General features: G+C 66.9%; 16 protein-coding genes. 7 read left to right on the top strand and 9 right to left on the bottom strand.

Features of this window, described 5'->3' with window-relative positions; genetic code table 11:
- Nucleotides 1–26: 26 nt before the first annotated feature.
- On the bottom strand, nucleotides 27–407 hold the full coding sequence (locus PQU96_RS03940; RefSeq protein ID WP_272770949.1) for a VOC family protein: 381 nt from the start codon (nucleotides 405–407) through the stop codon (nucleotides 27–29).
- Between the two features lie 158 nt (nucleotides 408–565).
- On the opposite strand from PQU96_RS03940, the gene PQU96_RS03935 reads away from it, so the two are divergent.
- The 3 genes from PQU96_RS03935 to dsdA all read left to right on the top strand — a co-directional run bounded on the left by PQU96_RS03935 (nucleotide 566) and on the right by dsdA (nucleotide 3378).
- On the top strand, nucleotides 566–1747 hold the full coding sequence (locus PQU96_RS03935) for an aminotransferase class I/II-fold pyridoxal phosphate-dependent enzyme (protein ID WP_272770948.1): 1182 nt from the start codon (nucleotides 566–568) through the stop codon (nucleotides 1745–1747).
- Between the two features lie 52 nt (nucleotides 1748–1799).
- Nucleotides 1800–2087, top strand: coding sequence for a GIY-YIG nuclease family protein (locus PQU96_RS03930; protein ID WP_272770947.1), 288 nt, complete (start codon nucleotides 1800–1802; stop codon nucleotides 2085–2087).
- A 64-nt stretch (nucleotides 2088–2151) separates the two neighbouring features.
- Complete coding sequence (gene dsdA, locus PQU96_RS03925; RefSeq protein WP_272770946.1) at nucleotides 2152–3378, top strand: D-serine ammonia-lyase; 1227 nt, start codon at nucleotides 2152–2154, stop codon at nucleotides 3376–3378.
- A gap of 111 nt (nucleotides 3379–3489) precedes the next feature.
- On the opposite strand, the gene PQU96_RS03920 is transcribed toward dsdA, so the two are convergent.
- The 7 genes from PQU96_RS03920 to PQU96_RS03890 all read right to left on the bottom strand — a co-directional run bounded on the left by PQU96_RS03920 (nucleotide 3490) and on the right by PQU96_RS03890 (nucleotide 9589).
- Nucleotides 3490–3996, bottom strand: coding sequence for a hypothetical protein (locus tag PQU96_RS03920; protein ID WP_272770945.1), 507 nt, complete (start codon nucleotides 3994–3996; stop codon nucleotides 3490–3492).
- A 246-nt stretch (nucleotides 3997–4242) separates the two neighbouring features.
- The gene (locus PQU96_RS03915) at nucleotides 4243–5127 is read right to left on the bottom strand and encodes a LysR family transcriptional regulator (RefSeq protein ID WP_272770944.1); all 885 of its coding nucleotides are present in this window, start codon (nucleotides 5125–5127) and stop codon (nucleotides 4243–4245) included.
- Nucleotides 5128–5150: 23 nt separating this feature from the next.
- Nucleotides 5151–5972, bottom strand: coding sequence for a class I SAM-dependent methyltransferase (locus tag PQU96_RS03910; protein WP_272770943.1), 822 nt, complete (start codon nucleotides 5970–5972; stop codon nucleotides 5151–5153).
- Nucleotides 5973–6045: 73 nt separating this feature from the next.
- Nucleotides 6046–6672 (bottom strand): lytic transglycosylase domain-containing protein, encoded by a 627-nt coding sequence (locus tag PQU96_RS03905; protein WP_272770942.1) that lies wholly within the window; start codon nucleotides 6670–6672, stop codon nucleotides 6046–6048.
- Between the two features lie 8 nt (nucleotides 6673–6680).
- Nucleotides 6681–8387, bottom strand: coding sequence for a proline--tRNA ligase (locus PQU96_RS03900; protein WP_272770941.1), 1707 nt, complete (start codon nucleotides 8385–8387; stop codon nucleotides 6681–6683).
- Between the two features lie 126 nt (nucleotides 8388–8513).
- A complete protein-coding gene (locus PQU96_RS03895) occupies nucleotides 8514–9038 on the bottom strand; it encodes a chromate transporter (protein WP_272770940.1) in 525 nt (174 codons plus the stop codon).
- On the bottom strand, nucleotides 9035–9589 hold the full coding sequence (locus PQU96_RS03890) for a chromate transporter (RefSeq protein ID WP_272770939.1): 555 nt from the start codon (nucleotides 9587–9589) through the stop codon (nucleotides 9035–9037). The genes PQU96_RS03895 and PQU96_RS03890 overlap by 4 nt, the downstream gene beginning before the upstream one ends.
- Before the next feature lie 78 nt (nucleotides 9590–9667).
- Between PQU96_RS03890 and gcvA the strand changes: the two genes are divergently transcribed.
- The 4 genes from gcvA (at nucleotide 9668) to PQU96_RS03870 (ending at nucleotide 15094) form a co-directional block, all read left to right on the top strand.
- A complete protein-coding gene (gene gcvA / locus PQU96_RS03885; RefSeq protein ID WP_272770938.1) occupies nucleotides 9668–10549 on the top strand; it encodes a transcriptional regulator GcvA in 882 nt (293 codons plus the stop codon).
- Between the two features lie 178 nt (nucleotides 10550–10727).
- On the top strand, nucleotides 10728–12593 hold the full coding sequence (gene kup / locus PQU96_RS03880; protein ID WP_272770937.1) for a low affinity potassium transporter Kup: 1866 nt from the start codon (nucleotides 10728–10730) through the stop codon (nucleotides 12591–12593).
- Between the two features lie 203 nt (nucleotides 12594–12796).
- The gene (locus PQU96_RS03875) at nucleotides 12797–14005 is read left to right on the top strand and encodes a hypothetical protein (RefSeq protein ID WP_272770936.1); all 1209 of its coding nucleotides are present in this window, start codon (nucleotides 12797–12799) and stop codon (nucleotides 14003–14005) included.
- Nucleotides 14006–14179: 174 nt separating this feature from the next.
- Nucleotides 14180–15094 (top strand): GGDEF domain-containing protein, encoded by a 915-nt coding sequence (locus tag PQU96_RS03870; RefSeq protein WP_272770935.1) that lies wholly within the window; start codon nucleotides 14180–14182, stop codon nucleotides 15092–15094.
- A gap of 22 nt (nucleotides 15095–15116) precedes the next feature.
- On the opposite strand, the gene ampD is transcribed toward PQU96_RS03870, so the two are convergent.
- Nucleotides 15117–15668, bottom strand: coding sequence for a 1,6-anhydro-N-acetylmuramyl-L-alanine amidase AmpD (gene ampD, locus PQU96_RS03865; RefSeq protein ID WP_272771113.1), 552 nt, complete (start codon nucleotides 15666–15668; stop codon nucleotides 15117–15119).
- Between the last annotated feature and the right edge of the window lie 231 nt (nucleotides 15669–15899).

Genomic DNA, 15899 nt, shown 5'->3' with positions numbered 1-15899 from the left:
CTGCGCCGGGTCGTGGCGTTTTCCGCTCAGGCGTACACCGACAGCTCCAGCAGGTTGCCGTCCGGATCGCGCAGATACAGCGAGCGGATCGGCCCCAGCGCACCGGTGCGCGCCACCGGCCCCAGCTCGATGGCCACACCCTTGGCGGCCAGCTCTGCCGCCACCTCATCCAGCCCGCCACTCACGATCAGACAGAGATCGGCACTGCCCGCCTGCGGCACCCGCGCGTGCGGCAGCAAGGGCGCCGACGCCGGATGCAGGTTGATCTTGTGCCGGCCGAATTCCAGCGCCACCCGGCCCTCGCCGAAAGTCACCGGCACCATGCCCAGCACATCACGATAAAACGCCACCGTGCGCGGAATATCCGCCACCGTCAGCACCAGATGATCCAGCCGTTCGATTTGCATCCTGTCTCCTTCGCGGGCACACCCTGCCGCGCCATGCCGCAGCAGCCCCATCGTCATACTTTACCGCGCCCGGCGATCGCGGCACACTGCCGCCATTGCCGCGCCCCCTGCCGGCGCGGGGCAGCCCGTACGCTGCCAGACCACTAGCCGGAGCCGCCATGACTACCCCGACCCTGCACCCCGCCACGCTGGCCGTCCGCGCCGGTGAAGACGACTACCGCCCGCACGCTGCGCTGGCCGTGCCGATCGAATTCGGCATCGCCCACGGCTACCCGGACATGGACAGCTGGGAACAGGTGGCGCGCGGCGAGGCGGCCGGGCCGCTGTATGCGCGCAATACCGCCCACCCCACCAGCCTGGCGCTGGAAGCCAAGCTGGCCGCGCTGGAAGGCGCGGCGGCGGCGGTGAGCTTCGGCAGCGGCATGGCGGCGATCAGCAGCACGCTGCTGGCGCTGCTCAAGCCCGGCGCGCGCGTGGTGGCCGGCAAGGACACCTACGGCGGCAGCCACTACCTGTTCCAGCACACCCTGCCGCAATGGGGGGTGCAGGTGACGCTGTGCGATACCACCGACGCTGCCGCCTTCGATGCCGCGCTGGCCGGCGGCTGCGAGCTGCTGTACCTGGAATCACCGACCAACCCCATGCTCAAGGTGCAGGACATCCGCCGTCTGGCTGCCGCCGGGCATGCCGCCGGCGCGGTGGTGGTGATCGACAACACCTTTGCCACCCCGGTGAACCAGAACCCGCTGGCGCTGGGCGCCGACCTGGTGCTGCACAGCGCCACCAAGTTCCTCGGCGGCCACGCCGACGCCATGGGCGGCATCGTCTGCGGCAGCCAGGCGCTGACCGAGCGCATCCGCCACTACCGCGAGATCCACGGCGCCTGCCTCGACCCGATGAGCGCCTTCCTGATCCTGCGCGGCATCAAGACCCTGGCGCTGCGCATGCGCCAGCACAACGACAATGCGCTGGCGCTGGCGCAATGGCTGCAGCAGCAACCGGCAGTGCGGCAGGTGAACTACCCCGGCCTGCCGCAGCATCCGCAGCACGCCATCGCCCGCGCGCAGATGCACGGCTTTGGCGGCGTGCTCAGCTTCGAGCTGGCCGGCGGTGATGCTGCAGTGCGCCGGTTGCTGTCGCGCTGCCAGCTGCTGCTGCGTGCCGCCACCCTGGGCACGGTGGACACGCTGCTGGGCGTGCCCAGCACCACCAGCCACGTGGAATGCAGCGCGGAAGAGCGTGTGGCGCTGGGCATTCCCGCCGGGCTGGTGCGCTGCTCGGTGGGTATCGAGGATATCCGCGACATCATCGCCGACCTGCAACAGGCGCTGGCCGAGTGATCCCGACACTGAAACACGTTGGCCGCATACCTTGCGGCCAACCTTTCACACCATGAGCTGGTACCTGTACCTGCTGGAATGCCGCGGCGGCAGCCTGTACACCGGCATCAGCAACAACGTGGAAAAGCGCTACGCCGCCCATGTCGCCGGCAAGGGCGCGCGCTACACCCGCAGCTTTCCGCCCGAGCGCATCGCGCTGGTGCTGGAATTTGCCGACAAGGGCGAAGCGCTGCGCGCCGAGCTGGCGGTAAAAGCGATGAGCGCCACGCAAAAACGGGCGTGGCTGGCGGCCCACAGCAGCGACATCACTATTAGCCCAGCTAATCAGCCCGCGCAGTAATGCTGGCTTGTCGCCGCCAGCGCGCGCGCTCACACTGCCAGCCATGTTCTGACCGGAAAGCGCCATGTTCCCTCTCGATACCCTCCCTGCCGCCCTGCGCCAGGCGCAGCCACTGCTGTGGCACAACCCCTCCCTGCAACCTGCCGCCGCTGCGCTGGCCGCAAGCCGCTACGGCCGCGCCGACATCGAGGCCGCCATTGCCCGCTGGCAGCGCTTTGCCCCGCTGCTGGCGCGGCTGTTTCCGGACAGCGTGGCTGCCGATGGCCGCATCGATTCGCCATTGCTGCCGCAAACCGACACCGACGGCCACGCCTTGTGGGTGAAGGCCGACCACGCGCTACCGATCACCGCCTGCATCAAGGCGCGCGGCGGCGTGTACGAGGTGCTGTGCCATGCCGAAGAGCTGGCGCAGGCCGCCGGCCTGCTGCCGGCTGGCAGCAGCTACACCGTGCTGGCCGAGCCGCCGGCACGCGCGCTGTTCGCGCAGCACCGCATCCTGGTGGGCAGTACCGGCAACCTGGGCTACAGCGTCGGCGTGATGGCACGCGCGCTGGGCCTGCAGGTGGAAGTGCACATGTCGCACGACGCCAAGGAATGGAAAAAACAGCGGCTGCGCGCGCTGGGCGCCAGCGTGGTGGAGCACCAGGGCGACTACGCACTGGCCGTGGCCGCCGCGCGCGACATTGCCGCCGCCGACCCGCAAGCCTATTTCATCGATGACGAAAGCTCACTGCTGCTGTTCTTCGGCTATGCCGCCGCAGCGTGGGACCTGGCGCCGCAGCTGGCCGCTGCCGGCCTGCGGCCAACCCCGGCACAGCCGCTGCGCGTCTACCTGCCCTGCGGCGTGGGCGGCGCGCCCGGTGGCGTGGCCTTCGGCCTGAAGTGCCTGTTCGGCGACGCGGTGCAGTGCGTGCTGGTGGAGCCGGTGGCCTCGCCCTGCTTCCTGCTGCGCCTGGCCAGTGGCGACGATGCGTTGTCGGTGTACGACATCGGCCTCGACAACCACACGGTGGCCGACGGCCTGGCGGTGGCGCGCGCCTCGGCCACCGTGGCCGGCATCGTCGGCCCGCTGATCGACGCGGTGATCACCGTGAGCGACGCCAGCCTGCTGGCCGAAGTGCGCCGCCAGTGGCAGCAGCACGGCCTGCGGCTGGAGCCTTCTGCCGCTGCCGGCTTTGTGGCGCACGCGCAGTTCAGCGGGCAATGGCCCGGGGCGACGATCCCCGTGGTGTGGACCACCGGCGGCAACGGCCTGCCGGACGAGGTATTCCTGCCGCTGCTGGCGGGGTAGACGGCATAAAAAGGTTGGCCGCAAACCGCCAAGGGCTTGCGGCCAACCTTTGTCATGTAATCGCGGTAAACGTTGGGCTTCGCAAGTGCGGCGCCGGTCTGCCAGCCCGACTTACTTCTGTGTCAATGCCCTGACCATGCTTTCTACATTGGCGCGATTCTTGCCCCAATCAATCAGCGTCAGCGGGAACCGCGGCTGGCTGCAAAGATGTACTTGGGTTGCCGCCCCACCCGCTTCCGCCAGATCGACACTGAGAGACTCGCCCCAGCTCTTAAAAGAACAGGCGGTGCGTACTTCGAAATGGCCCTCGCCTTGTACGCGCGCACGGCGACCATAACGCGCTTGCAGCTCCTGCCACACCCTCTCACGCACCAAGGGCAATGCCATAGGCAGTGTCAGTGTTTGCTGCACCCGCTCAACCGCGTTCCGATCGAAGATATCGGCAAAAAAAACTTGAATGACAAAAGCGTAGATCAGACTGAATAGCAACATGTCCATGAGCACAGGCCAGCTGAAAACCGTCCACAACCATGTGGACTGCTGGAACAGCAGTGAGCAAAGCAACTGCAGGACAAAGAAGCCGCGCTTGCGGCGACTATCGAACAAGGAGCGAATCATGGGTGCCTCCAAATAGAAGCTGCCATGCTATCAAAATGACAAATAAATTTACAGCCAAGCACGGCTGCTGGTGCAGATAACCGACGCCTCATGTCCCGTTCCCGGTAATGCCGCCGAACCTATCCACGCCACAACCCACACCGGAATAACAACAGGGCAAGCCACCAGGCTTGCCCTTTTTCGCGATGCGCGGCCAACCTTGGCCCTTGCTCACACTTCATCGCGCAACGATTCGGCGCGCCAGCTTCACTGCTGCTGCATCTCGCCGCACAACCAATCCACCAGCGTCTGCGCCGCCGCACTACCGCTTACCGGGTACAGCGCGTAATAGCCCAAGAGCAGCGGCGGCTGTTCGTCCAGCCGGCACAGGCTGCCATCCTGCAGATAGCGTGCCACCAGCAATTGCCGGCCCAGCGCCACGCCATCGCCGGCTTGTGCACTGCGGTAGGCGAGCTGCGCCTGGTTGAAGTGGCGCTCGCCGGCAGCGCTGCCGCGCGGGCGGCCATATGCGGCCAGCCACAGCGCCCACTCGCTGCCGGCCGGCGACGGGCTGCTCCATGGCGCGTCGTCGTGCAGCAAGGCGCCATCGGCGCCGCTGGCGAGCAGGCCGGGGGAGGCCACCGGGAAACCATGTTCCGGCAACACGAAAGCGGCATCCAGCGGTGCCTGCGGCAAATAGCGCAGCGCCAGATCGATGCCGGCCTGACGCAGGGAGGTCTGGCTGTAGGGCTGGTTATCGGCCAGCAGATCGACGCTGATGTCCGGCTGCAAGCGGGCGAAGCGCCCCAGTCGCGGCAGCAACCATTCCAGCGCCAGCGAGGGCGGCGCCGACAGCCGCACACTGGCAGGGGCCACCTCGGCCTGCAGTGCGGCCAACGCGGCGGCCACGGTGTCGAAGCCGTTGGCGCAGGCCGCGTACAGGCGTTGTCCGGCGGGGGTGAGCTGCAGGCTGCGGCCACCGCGCTGCAACAGGCTCAGCTGCAGGCGGGATTCCAGGCGCTGCACGCGCTGGCTCACCGCCCCCTGGGTGACCGCCAGCTGTTCGGCGGCACGGCGAAAGCCGCCGCAGTCCGCCACGGCGTGGAAGAACCACAGGTCGGCCAGCAGGCTGGCGTCGAGGCGGCGGGTCATAGGCGGCTCATAGCGGGCGGGACTTAGTAGGCGAAGCGCTCGCGCAGCTCTTCGATATTCAGCTCGCGCAGGATGCTTTCCTGGCGTTCGCGCGCGCTCTTTTTGGCGCCGCCAACTTTCTTGGCGATGATCAGCTCGTTCTTCATCGAGTGCTCCCAGCCCACCAGCTCGGTCACCGTCACCTGGTAGCCGCGCGCCTCCAGCAGCAGGCAGCGCAGCACGTTGGTGAGCTGGCTGCCGAACTCGCGGGTGTGGATCGGGTGGCGCCACAGCTCGGACAGCGCGGTCTTGCCGAAGGTCTCGTTCTTCTTCTGCCGCAGCACGGCGGCGACCTCGGCCTGGCAGCACGGCACCAGCACGATGTACTTGGCGTCCTTGGCCAGCGCGAAGCGGATGGCGTCGTCGGTGGCGGTGTTGCAGGCGTGCAGCGCGGTGATGATGTCCACCTGCGCCGGCAGCGCGTCGGAGGTGATCGACTGCTCGACGGTGAGGTTGAGGAAGCTCATGCCCTCGAAACCCAGCCGCGCCGCCAGCTCGACGGATTTATCCACCAGGTCCTGCCGCGTTTCCACGCCGTAGACGTGGGCGGACGGTTTGTCCTTCAGGAACAGGTCGTAAAGGATGAAGCCGAGATAGGACTTGCCGGCGCCGTGGTCGGCCAGCGTCAGGCTGCCCTTTTCCGCCAGCACGTCGGCCATCAGCGGCTCGATGAACTGGTACAGGTGGTACACCTGCTTCAGCTTGCGGCGGGTGTCCTGGTTGATCTTGCCGTCGCGGGTGAGGATGTGCAGTTCTTTCAGCAGTTCGATCGACTGCTGCGGTTTGATTTCGGGGATCAGGCTCATCGCGGTGTCCGTATAAAAAGGTTGGCCGCAAGCACGGGCTTGCGGCCGGAAGCATGGCGCCAGTACGACAGGCTCAGTGGCCGGCGGTCTGCTGCAGGCCGGCCGGCGGCGTCCACTGCCAGTGGCTGCGCCAGGCGCCAACCACCAGATTGGGGTATTCGGCGCGGCCGAGGCTGCCGTTGTAGCGCCCCAGCGCGCGGAACAGGTTGCCGCGCTCGATATCCAGATAATGACGCAGGATGGTGCAGCCGTAGCGCAGGTTCAGCGTGAGGTCGAACAGGTTGTGCTCGCTGGCGCCGATGCTGCGCACCCAGAACGGCATCACCTGCATCAGGCCGCGCGCGCCGACCGGCGAGATCGCGTACTTCCTGAAGCCGCTCTCGACCTGGATCAGCCCCAGCACCAGCTGCGGGTCCAGTCCGGCGCGGGTGGCCTCGTACTGCACCGCGGTCAGCAGCCGCTCGCGCAGCCACTGATCCGGGATGCGCTTCTGCAGCCGCCGCGACATCTCCGCCAGCCACGCCGCACCCTCGTGCGGGTTGTCGAACACCAGCCGCGGCGCGTTGACGTCGGCGATGCTGCGCGACATGGCGCTGGCCACGTTGGCCGCCAGCGCCTCTTCGCGCTGCGCACCGGCCCATGCCGGCGCCGCCACCAGGGCAGCCACCAGCAGCAGGCCGGCAAGGCGCGGCGCGCTCATGGCCATAATCAGGCCAGCTTGCCCAGCACGAACTCCAGCACCGCGTCCGGCGCCACCGCGGTGGATTCGGCATCGCGGCGGTGCTGGTACTCGACCTTGCCTTCCTTCAGGCCGCGATCGCCGATGGTGATGCGGTGCGGCGCACCGATCAGCTCCCAGTCGGCGAACATCGCGCCCGGGCGCTCGCCACGGTCGTCGATGATCACGTCCACGCCCTTGTCCTGCAGGCCGGCGTACAGTGCATCGGCGGCGGCCTTCACGCCTTCGGAGCGGTCGTAGCCGACCGGGCAGATCACCACGGTGAACGGTGCGATCGCATCCGGCCAGATCATGCCTTTGTCGTCGTAGTTCTGCTCGATGGCGGCGCCGAGGATACGGCTGACGCCGATGCCGTAGCAGCCCATCTCGAAGTGCTTCGGCTTGCCGTCTTCGTCGAGGAAGGTGGCGTTCATCGCCTTGGAGTACTTGGTGCCGAGGTAGAACACGTGACCGACTTCGATACCGCGCTGGATGTCGAGCACGCCGTTACCGCACGGCGACACATCGCCGACCACCACGTTGCGCAGGTCGGCCACTTCCGGCTCGGCGCAGTCGCGACCGAAGTTGGCACCGGTGTAGTGCTGGTCGTCCTCGTTGGCGCCGATCACGAAATCGGCCATCTTGGCCACGGTACGGTCGGCAATCACGCGGCCGTTGAAGCCCACCGGGCCCAGCGAGCCGGGATTGGCGCCGAAGGCGTCCTTGATCACGGCCGGTGCGGCGAAGGTCAGCGGCTTCTTGATGCCGGCGATCTTCTCTGCCTTCACTTCATTCAGCTCGTGGTCGCCGCGCACCAGCATCAGCACCGCCTCGCCCTTTTCGCCTTCCACCACCACCGCTTTCACGGTCGCGGTGATGTCGATCTTCAGGAAATCCACCAGCTCGGCGATGGTCTTCACCTTCGGGGTGTGCACCTTAACAAGGTTGGCCGCAGCGGCCGGGCGCTCGCCGGCCGGCGCCACCGCTTCCGCCAGTTCGATGTTGGCGGCGTAGTCGGAGGTCGGGCAGTACACGATGGCGTCTTCGCCGGTTTCGGCGATCACCTGGAATTCGTGCGAACGGTCGCCGCCGATGGCGCCGGTATCGGCCGCCACCGCGCGGTAGGTCAGGCCGAGGCGGTCGAAGATGCGGCAGTAGGCGGCGAACATATTGTCGTAGCTCTTGCCTGCGTCTTCGGCGCTGCGGTCGAAGGAGTAGGCGTCCTTCATGGTGAACTCGCGGCCACGCATCACACCGAAGCGCGGACGGCGCTCGTCGCGGAACTTGGTCTGGATCTGGTAGAAGTTCTTCGGCAGCGCGCGGTAGCTGCGCAGCTCGGCGCGGGCGATGTCGGTGACCACTTCTTCCGAGGTCGGCTGGATCACGAAATCACGGTCGTGGCGGTCCTTGAAGCGCAACAGCTCGGCACCCATGGTGTCGAAGCGGTCGGTTTCCTGCCACAGGCCGGCCGGCTGCACCACCGGCATCACCATCTCGATGGCACCGGCGCGGTTCATTTCCTCGCGCACGATGTTCTCGACCTTCTTCAGCGAACGCAGGCCCATCGGCATCCACGAGTAGACACCAGCGGCGACCTTGCGGATGAAGCCGGCACGCAGCATCAGCTTCTGGCTCACGATATCCGCGTCGGCGGGGGCTTCTTTCTGGGTGGAGATGAAAAACTGCGAGGCGCGCATGGTGTTGGTTATCCTTGAGATTTCTGCGAAATAGCGCTGATTGTAGCCGTTTAGGGCAGACGGCGGAAAGGTTGGCCGCAGCGGCGGCCAACCTTGCAATCACGCTGCCGGCGATGCGCCGGGCGGCTACACCCAGCCCAGCAGCCCGGCCACGGCGCCGGCGCCCAGCAGCCACAGCGGGTGCAGGCTGGTGCGCCAGGCGATCAGCGCGCTGACGGCGCACAGCAGCCATGCGCTCCAGCCGGTGTTGGCGATGCCGGCCAGCAGCCAGGCGCCGCCCAGCACCAGCCCGATCGACAGCGGCGCGAAGCCGCGCTGGATGGCGTGGCACAGCCGGTAGTCGCGGAAACGCTGCCACAGCCTGGCGACGTAGAAGCTGAGGATAGAGGATGGGCCGCAGATGCCGAGCAGGCTGATGGCGGCGCCGGGCAGGCTGGCCATCTGCCAGCCGACCAGGCTGGCGACCAGCACGTTCGGCCCCGGTGCCGACTGCGCGATGGCGAACAGCGCGGTGAACTCCGAAGCCGTCATCCAGCCGTGCTCGTTGACCACCATGCGCAGCATCTCCGGCACCACCGCGTTGGCGCCGCCGACCGCCATCAGCGACAGCTGGCCGAACACCAGAAACAGGGCAAGCAGCATCGCGCTCATGTCGGCTCCTTCTGCTGCAGGTGCCAGGCCAGCGTCACCGCCAGCGGCACCATCACCAGCAACAGCGGCAGCAGCGGCCAGTGCAGCAGGCCGATGGCGACAAAGGTGACCACCGCCAGCGCGATGCACCAGCTGCTGCGCTCCAGCTTGGCGGCCAGGCGCAGCCCCATGCCGAAGATCAGGCCGGTGGCCGCCGGCGCCAGCCCGGCCAGCACCTGCTGCAGCGCCGGTAGGCCGCGGTACTGCTGGTACAGCGACACCAGCAGCATGGCGATGCAGAACGGCGCCAGCAGCAGGCCGCTGAATGCCAGCAGCGCGCCGCTGGCGCCGTGGAAGCGGCCGCCGACGGCGACGCTGAGGTTGACGACGTTGGGGCCGGGCAGGATCTGACCGAGGCCGAGCAGCTCGGTGAATTCGGCGTCGGTCAGCCAGCCCTTGCGCAACACCAGCATGTGGTGCACCAGCGGCAGCACGCCGCCGAAGCCGACGATGCCGATGCCGAAAAAGCCGGTGAACAGCTCGCGGCGGGTGGGGATGTTGTGGGTTTCCATGACCGGTAGCGTAGTGCGGAAGCGGAGGTGGCGACAAACGAGTTTTTCCGACTTCGCTTGTGCGCTATGCTCACAAGCATGAACCGGCGACTTCCCCCTCTCAATGCCCTGCGCGCCTTTGAGGCCGCGGCACGCTGCGGCAGTTTCAGTGCCGCGGCGGAACAGCTGCATGTGACCCACGGCGCCATCAGCCGCCAGATCAAGCAGCTGGAGGACTGGCTGGGGCTGGCGCTGTTCGACCGCGTCGGCAAGCGCGTGCTGCTGACCGACAACGGCCGCCAGTACCTGCCGGTATTGCAGACCGCGTTCGACAGCATCGCCACCGCCACCGAGCGCCTGACCCAGGACCGCACGCGGCAGCTGCGCATCAACGCCACGCCGACGCTGGCGATGCACTGGCTGCTGCCGCGGCTGACGCGCTTCCAGTTGCGCCATCCCGGCGTCGAGCTGCGGCTGGCGACCTCGGACACCATCATCCACGACCAGCACGCCGATTTCGATATCGCCCTGCGCCGCGGCCATGACCACTGGCACGGCTTCGTGTCGCACCTGTTCCTGACCGAGCACGAACAGCCGCTGCTGAGCCCGGCGCTGCTGGCGAGCAAACCGCTGGCGACGGTGGCCGATCTGGCGCAGCACACGCTGCTGCACTCGGAAACGCGGCCGGTGTCGTGGGAGCGCTGGCTGGCGGCGGCCGGCAGCCCGGCGCTGCAGGCGGCGGCGCACCAGCACTTCGACCACTACTATCTGGCGCTGCAGGCGGCGGTCGACGGTCTGGGGGTGGCGCTCAGCGCACAACCGGTGACCGACGCGCTGATCGCCAGCGGCAAGCTGGTGGCGCCGCTGGACGGGCCAAGGGTGAAGGCGCGCGGCTATTCCTGGGTGCTGCCGCTGACGCTGGCGGAAGACCCGCTGTGCGCCGATTTTTGCGCCTGGCTGGAGGAAGAAGGCGGCATCTAGCCGCACCGGCGCGGCACCTGTCGCATCGGCTCTACACTGCGCCCGCAATTGCGCTACAAAAGAAGACGTCGCATGGCACATTGCAGGGCACAAGAGTAAGCTTCGCGCTCACCCGAGATTCGCAATACTGCGCTGCAACATCCGTGGCGGTGCCACCCACCAAAAAATACACAAAATCATGCAGGCTCAAAACAAACAGGCGCTCGCCGGTATCACGCTGGCGGCGCTGGGGGTCGTGTACGGGGACATCGGTACCAGTCCCCTCTACACCCTGAAAGAGTGTTTCAGTTCCCATCTCGGCCTGGCGGTGACGCCGGCCAACGTGCTGGGCATCCTGTCGCTGATCGTCTGGGGCCTGATCCTGGTCGTATCGCTGAAATACCTCAGCTTCGTGCTGCGCGCCGACAACCGCGGCGAAGGCGGCATCCTGACGCTGATGGCGCTGGCACGGCGCCATGTCGGCCCGCGCGGCTGGATGTTGGCCGCCATCGGCCTGATGGGCGGCGGCTTCTTCTACGGCGAGGTGGTGATCACCCCGGCCATTTCGGTGCTGTCGGCGGTGGAAGGGCTGGAGGTGATCACCCCCGCGTTCAAGCCCTACGTGCTGCCGCTGGCGCTGACGGTGCTGATCGGCCTGTTCCTGATCCAGAAACACGGCACCGCCAGCGTCGGCAAGCTGTTCGGCCCGGTGATGATGCTGTGGTTCGGTGCACTGGCCGCGCTCGGCGTGCACGGTATTGCCGGCAACCCGGCGGTGCTGGCGGCGCTGAATCCGCTGTGGGGCATCGACTTCCTGTTCAGCCACGGTGCCATCGGCTTCCTGGCGCTGGGTTCGGTGGTACTGGCGCTGACCGGCGCCGAGGCGCTGTACGCCGACATGGGCCACTTCGGCGCCAAGCCGATCCGGCTGGCGTGGTTCTTCTACGTGCTGCCGGCGCTGCTGCTGAACTACTTCGGCCAGGGCGCCGAGATCCTCGCCAGCCCGGAGGCGCGCGCCAACCCGTTCTTCCACCTGGCACCGGACTGGGCGCTGCTGCCGCTGGTGATCCTGTCCACCTGCGCCACGGTGATCGCATCGCAGGCGGTGATCTCCGGCGTGTTCTCGCTGACGCGCCAGGCGGTGCAGCTGGGCTACCTGCCGCGCATGGAAATCACCCACACCTCCGACAACGAGATCGGCCAGATCTACATCCCGCTGATCAACTGGGGCCTGCTGGCGGCGGTGATCATGGTGGTGATCATGTTCCAGAACTCCAGCGCGCTGGCCGGCGCCTACGGCATCGCCGTCACCGGCACCATGGTGATCACCTCCATCCTGGTGTGCACCGTGGCGCTCAAGGGCTGGAACTGGCCGCAGGCGCTGGTCGCGCCGCTGCTGGTCGCGCTGCTGGTGGTGGACATCCCGCTGTTCCTCGCCAACGTGGTGAAGATCTTCGCCGGCGGCTGGCTGCCACTGCTGATCGGCATCGGCGCCTTCATCCTGATGACCACCTGGAAAGAGGGCCGCAAGCTGCTGATGCAGCGCCTGAACGAGATGGCGATCCCGCTGGACGGTTTTGTCGAGAACATGGAAGCCTATCCGCCGGAGCGGGTGCAGGGCACCGCGGTGTTCCTCACCAACTCCACCCACGGCGTGCCGCACGCGCTGCTGCACAACCTGAAGCACAACAAGGTGCTGCACGAACGCGTGGTGCTGATGACCATCCGCGGCGAGGACATTCCCTACGTCGACGAAGACGAGCGGGTGGAGATCCTGCAGCTGTCCGACAGCTTCTGGCGGGTGATGGCCTACTACGGCTTCAAGGAAACGCCGGACGTGCAGCAGATTCTCGACCTGTGCGCGGCGCAGGGCATGGCGTTCGAGCTGATGGACACCTCGTTCTTCCTGTCGCGCGAGACGCTGATCCAGACCGAGCGCGAGGGCATGTCGCCGTGGCGCGAGACGCTGTTCGTGTGGATGAGCCGCAACGCGCTGCGCGCCACCGACTTCTTCCAGATCCCGACCAACCGCGTGGTGGAGATGGGCGCGCAGGTCGAGCTATAAACCGCGCTGCGGCCAACGTTGGCCGTAGCCAGTCACGACAAGGGCAAGCCGGACGGCTTGCCCTTTTGCATTGGTAATATTGCCACTTCATTGGCATTTATATACGATGCATTTTTATGCCGTTCGCACGAAAGTTATCCGCAAACGTCCGCCATCCCGAAGGCTACCCGTTACATAGCCTTCACCTCGCCCCCAACGCCACCATGCCCGCTAACTCCAGCACGGATACCACCTTCCTCTACATGCCGATTATTCAGCGGCAGCAACAAGGCATGGTGACGCTGGCAATGACCTTGTTGGTGCTGTTTCTCAGCAGCCTGATGGTGTTCCAGAGCAGCAGCGGCCTGCTGTTTGAAATCAAGACCGGCAACAACCAGGTCAGCCAGTCCAAGGCGATGGAGGCCGCGCGTGGCGGGATCGAGCACGCGCTGGCCTGGCTCGCCTCCGGCGCGGTTAGCAACACGGCGCTAGCCAACGCTAGTAACTGGAACAACGACGGCCGCGGCCCCAGCGGCAACAACCAGCAGGCCAGCGGCAGCCTGTTCGGCAGCGCCGTCAGTGCGCAGAGCATCGGCAGCTACAGTGTGGCTATATCGCTGTGGCGCAACTCGTCCGCCCCCAACACCCTGGAAATCCGCGCAATCGCCAGCGGCGACGCCAGTGCCAGCATCCGCCAGAAGGTACAGCTCGGCACCCTCACCACCACCACCAGCACCCCGGTAACGCTGAACCTGGCCAGTTTTGCGCCGATCGTGGTCGAAGGCAGCCTCGGCGACTGCGGCAAGAAAAAAAGCTGCATCACCGGCAATCCGTCGGTAAGCGCCGGAGACAGCGGCGTGGCGATCATGACCTCGGCCTCCGCCGCAGCCAACCAGCCGGGTCACCTGTCGATCACCGGTCAGGTCAAGGGCAATGCCTTCAGCGGCAGCGCATGGGATTTCGTGTTTCCCAAAACCAGCAAGGAGCAGATCCGGCTGGAGTCGGAGGCGCAGGCGGCGGCGGAACTGGCGGCACAACAAGCGGGTACCAGCTATCAGCGCACCGTCTACTACTTTGACGCCAGCAATATCGGGAGCATCGGCGGCCAGAACTGGCACCAGAATATCGGCAGCCCGAGCCAGCCAGCAATCCTGGTATTCGACACCGGCGCTGGCTGCCCGAAGATGAACGGCGGCGTGGTGATATACGGCCTCGTCTACTACGCCGACAGTTGCGGCAAGAACGGCTGGGGCGGCGCCACCCTCACCGGCTCGCTGGTGACCGAGGACAACCTGTCCGACCTCACCGCCAATACCCGGTTCCAGGGCTGGTCCGCCAGTACAGGCTCCGGCAGCATCAGCCTTCCGCCCACAATCAGCACCGGCACCACCAGCAGCCTCAGCCGCAAGACCGCCTCTTGGCGCGACTTCTGACCGCCCGCCACTGCGAGCAAGCCTCTAGCGCCAACTGCCCTCCCCGCGCAATGTGTTCTCCCCGCTCCGCCTGACACGATACGACCGCCTCCCCGTGCCGGCAGTAGGTTGTCCACCGTACGTCATGCTACGCTAGCCGCTCCTGCCTTCATGGCCCTTGCCGGCGGAGCCTCAATGACCAGCCCCTGCTTTTCCAGCCAACAACTGTCCGCCATCCTGGCCGCCCTGCCCGATCCGGTGTTCATCCTGACCCGCAGCGGCCGCTATGCTGCGGTGTTTGGCGGCTCCGACCTGCGCTATTACCACGATGGCAGCGGCCTGGTCGGCCTCGCCATCGGCGATGTGCTGGAACCGGAGAAAACCGCCTTCTTCCTGGGCGAGATCGCCACCGCACTGCATGGCGGCGGGCTCCACATCGTGGAATACACCCTGTCCGGCAGCGATGTGAAAGGACTGAAAAAGGAAGGCCCCGACGAACCGATCTGGTTCGAGGGCCGGGTGCAGGCGCTGGCGTTCCAGGTGGACGGCGAGGATGCGGTGCTGTGGGTCGCCAGCAACATCACCCCGCGCCACGAGCTGGAGACCCGGCTGCGCGAACAAAGCGAGACCGATCCGCTGACCGGACTGGCCAACCGCCGCAAGCTGATGACCGCCTTGCAGCAGCACTTCGAGCTGTTCAGCCGCTACCGGACACCGGCAACCATCCTGACCTTTGATATCGACCACCTGAAGCACATCAACGACCGGCATGGCCACCTGACCGGCGACAGGGTCATCACCGCCCTGGCCGGCGTCTGCCGGGACGAACTGCGCTGCAACGATATCCCGGCACGTTTCGGCGGCGACGAATTCGTCGCCCTGCTGCCACAGACCGACCGGCAGAGTGCGGGCGCCATTGCCCAGCGGATCCGCCAGCAGGCGCAGCGGGTCTTTGCCCAGCTGGGTATTCCCGGCGTCGAGGCCACCATCAGCATCGGGCTCAGCGAATTCGAGCCGGCCGATACCGCTTTCGACAACGCGCTGGAACGTGCCGACAATGCGCTGTACCGCGCCAAGGAACAGGGCCGCAACCAGGTGGTGCTGTCGTAAGCACGGCCCTCACGCCGCCGGCTCAGTTCTCCGGCAACGCCCGCCCCACCGCTGCGGCTAACCTTGGCCAGTCGAAGTACGGCCCCGGATCGGTCTTGCGCCCCGGCGCGATGTGCTCGTGGCCGGTGATGGCGCGGACGCCGCACTCGCCCTGCAGCAGCCGCGCCAGCGCCGCCAGCGTGCGGTACTGCGCGTGGCAGAACGGCTCGAAGTCGCAGCCTTCCAGCTCGATACCGAGCGCGAAGTCATTGCAGCGCTCGCGGCCGCGCCACTGCGACACCCCGGCGTGCCACGCGCGCCGGCGGGTGGACACGAACTGCAGCAGGCTGCCGTCGCGGCGGATGAAAAAGTGCGCCGACACCCGCAGGTGGGCGATGGTCGCGTAGAAGGGATCGGCCGCCGGATCGAGGCGATTACCGAACAGCTGCGCCACGCCGTCGCCGCCGTAGCGGTACGGCGGCAGGCTGATATTGTGGATAACCAGCAGCGGCACCTCCGGCTGTGGATAACTGTCGCAGTTGGGCGACGGCAGCCGCTGCGCCTCGTTGACCCAGCCGTCGGCGTCCAGCGTCAGTGGCAATTCGCTATCGTCGCGCTGCCAGCGCAGCGTGGTCAGCGCCAGCCCGTCCGCAGCGGCGAAGTCGCGCACGCGCACGAAGCCGGCCTTATGGTAGCAGCGCAGCGCAGCGCGGTTGGCCTGCGCGCTGCTGACCGTGGCCGCCGTTTCGCCGACCAGCGCGGCGGTGAGCAGACGCCCGGCCCAGCCCTCGCCCAGCCGCGTTGGCGCCACCAGCGTGCGCACGAT

Source organism: Vogesella margarita, from assembly GCF_028548475.1.
Taxonomy (GTDB): Bacteria; Pseudomonadota; Gammaproteobacteria; order Burkholderiales; family Chromobacteriaceae; genus Vogesella; species Vogesella margarita.
Note: the sequence above shows the minus strand (reverse complement) of the source record. Positions and strands in the feature narration are given on the sequence as shown.

What these genes read in the sequence shown, in the direction of transcription:
- PQU96_RS03940 (WP_272770949.1), bottom strand. Translation starts at nt 407, where the DNA reads ATGCAAATCGAACGGCTGGATCATCTGGTGCTGACGGTGGCGGATATT.
- PQU96_RS03935 (WP_272770948.1), top strand. Translation starts at nt 566, where the DNA reads ATGACTACCCCGACCCTGCACCCCGCCACGCTGGCCGTCCGCGCCGGT.
- PQU96_RS03930 (WP_272770947.1), top strand. Translation starts at nt 1,800, where the DNA reads ATGAGCTGGTACCTGTACCTGCTGGAATGCCGCGGCGGCAGCCTGTAC.
- dsdA (WP_272770946.1), top strand. Translation starts at nt 2,152, where the DNA reads ATGTTCCCTCTCGATACCCTCCCTGCCGCCCTGCGCCAGGCGCAGCCA.
- PQU96_RS03920 (WP_272770945.1), bottom strand. Translation starts at nt 3,996, where the DNA reads ATGATTCGCTCCTTGTTCGATAGTCGCCGCAAGCGCGGCTTCTTTGTC.
- PQU96_RS03915 (WP_272770944.1), bottom strand. Translation starts at nt 5,127, where the DNA reads ATGACCCGCCGCCTCGACGCCAGCCTGCTGGCCGACCTGTGGTTCTTC.
- PQU96_RS03910 (WP_272770943.1), bottom strand. Translation starts at nt 5,972, where the DNA reads ATGAGCCTGATCCCCGAAATCAAACCGCAGCAGTCGATCGAACTGCTG.
- PQU96_RS03905 (WP_272770942.1), bottom strand. Translation starts at nt 6,672, where the DNA reads ATGAGCGCGCCGCGCCTTGCCGGCCTGCTGCTGGTGGCTGCCCTGGTG.
- PQU96_RS03900 (WP_272770941.1), bottom strand. Translation starts at nt 8,387, where the DNA reads ATGCGCGCCTCGCAGTTTTTCATCTCCACCCAGAAAGAAGCCCCCGCC.
- PQU96_RS03895 (WP_272770940.1), bottom strand. Translation starts at nt 9,038, where the DNA reads ATGAGCGCGATGCTGCTTGCCCTGTTTCTGGTGTTCGGCCAGCTGTCG.
- PQU96_RS03890 (WP_272770939.1), bottom strand. Translation starts at nt 9,589, where the DNA reads ATGGAAACCCACAACATCCCCACCCGCCGCGAGCTGTTCACCGGCTTT.
- gcvA (WP_272770938.1), top strand. Translation starts at nt 9,668, where the DNA reads ATGAACCGGCGACTTCCCCCTCTCAATGCCCTGCGCGCCTTTGAGGCC.
- kup (WP_272770937.1), top strand. Translation starts at nt 10,728, where the DNA reads ATGCAGGCTCAAAACAAACAGGCGCTCGCCGGTATCACGCTGGCGGCG.
- PQU96_RS03875 (WP_272770936.1), top strand. Translation starts at nt 12,797, where the DNA reads ATGCCCGCTAACTCCAGCACGGATACCACCTTCCTCTACATGCCGATT.
- PQU96_RS03870 (WP_272770935.1), top strand. Translation starts at nt 14,180, where the DNA reads ATGACCAGCCCCTGCTTTTCCAGCCAACAACTGTCCGCCATCCTGGCC.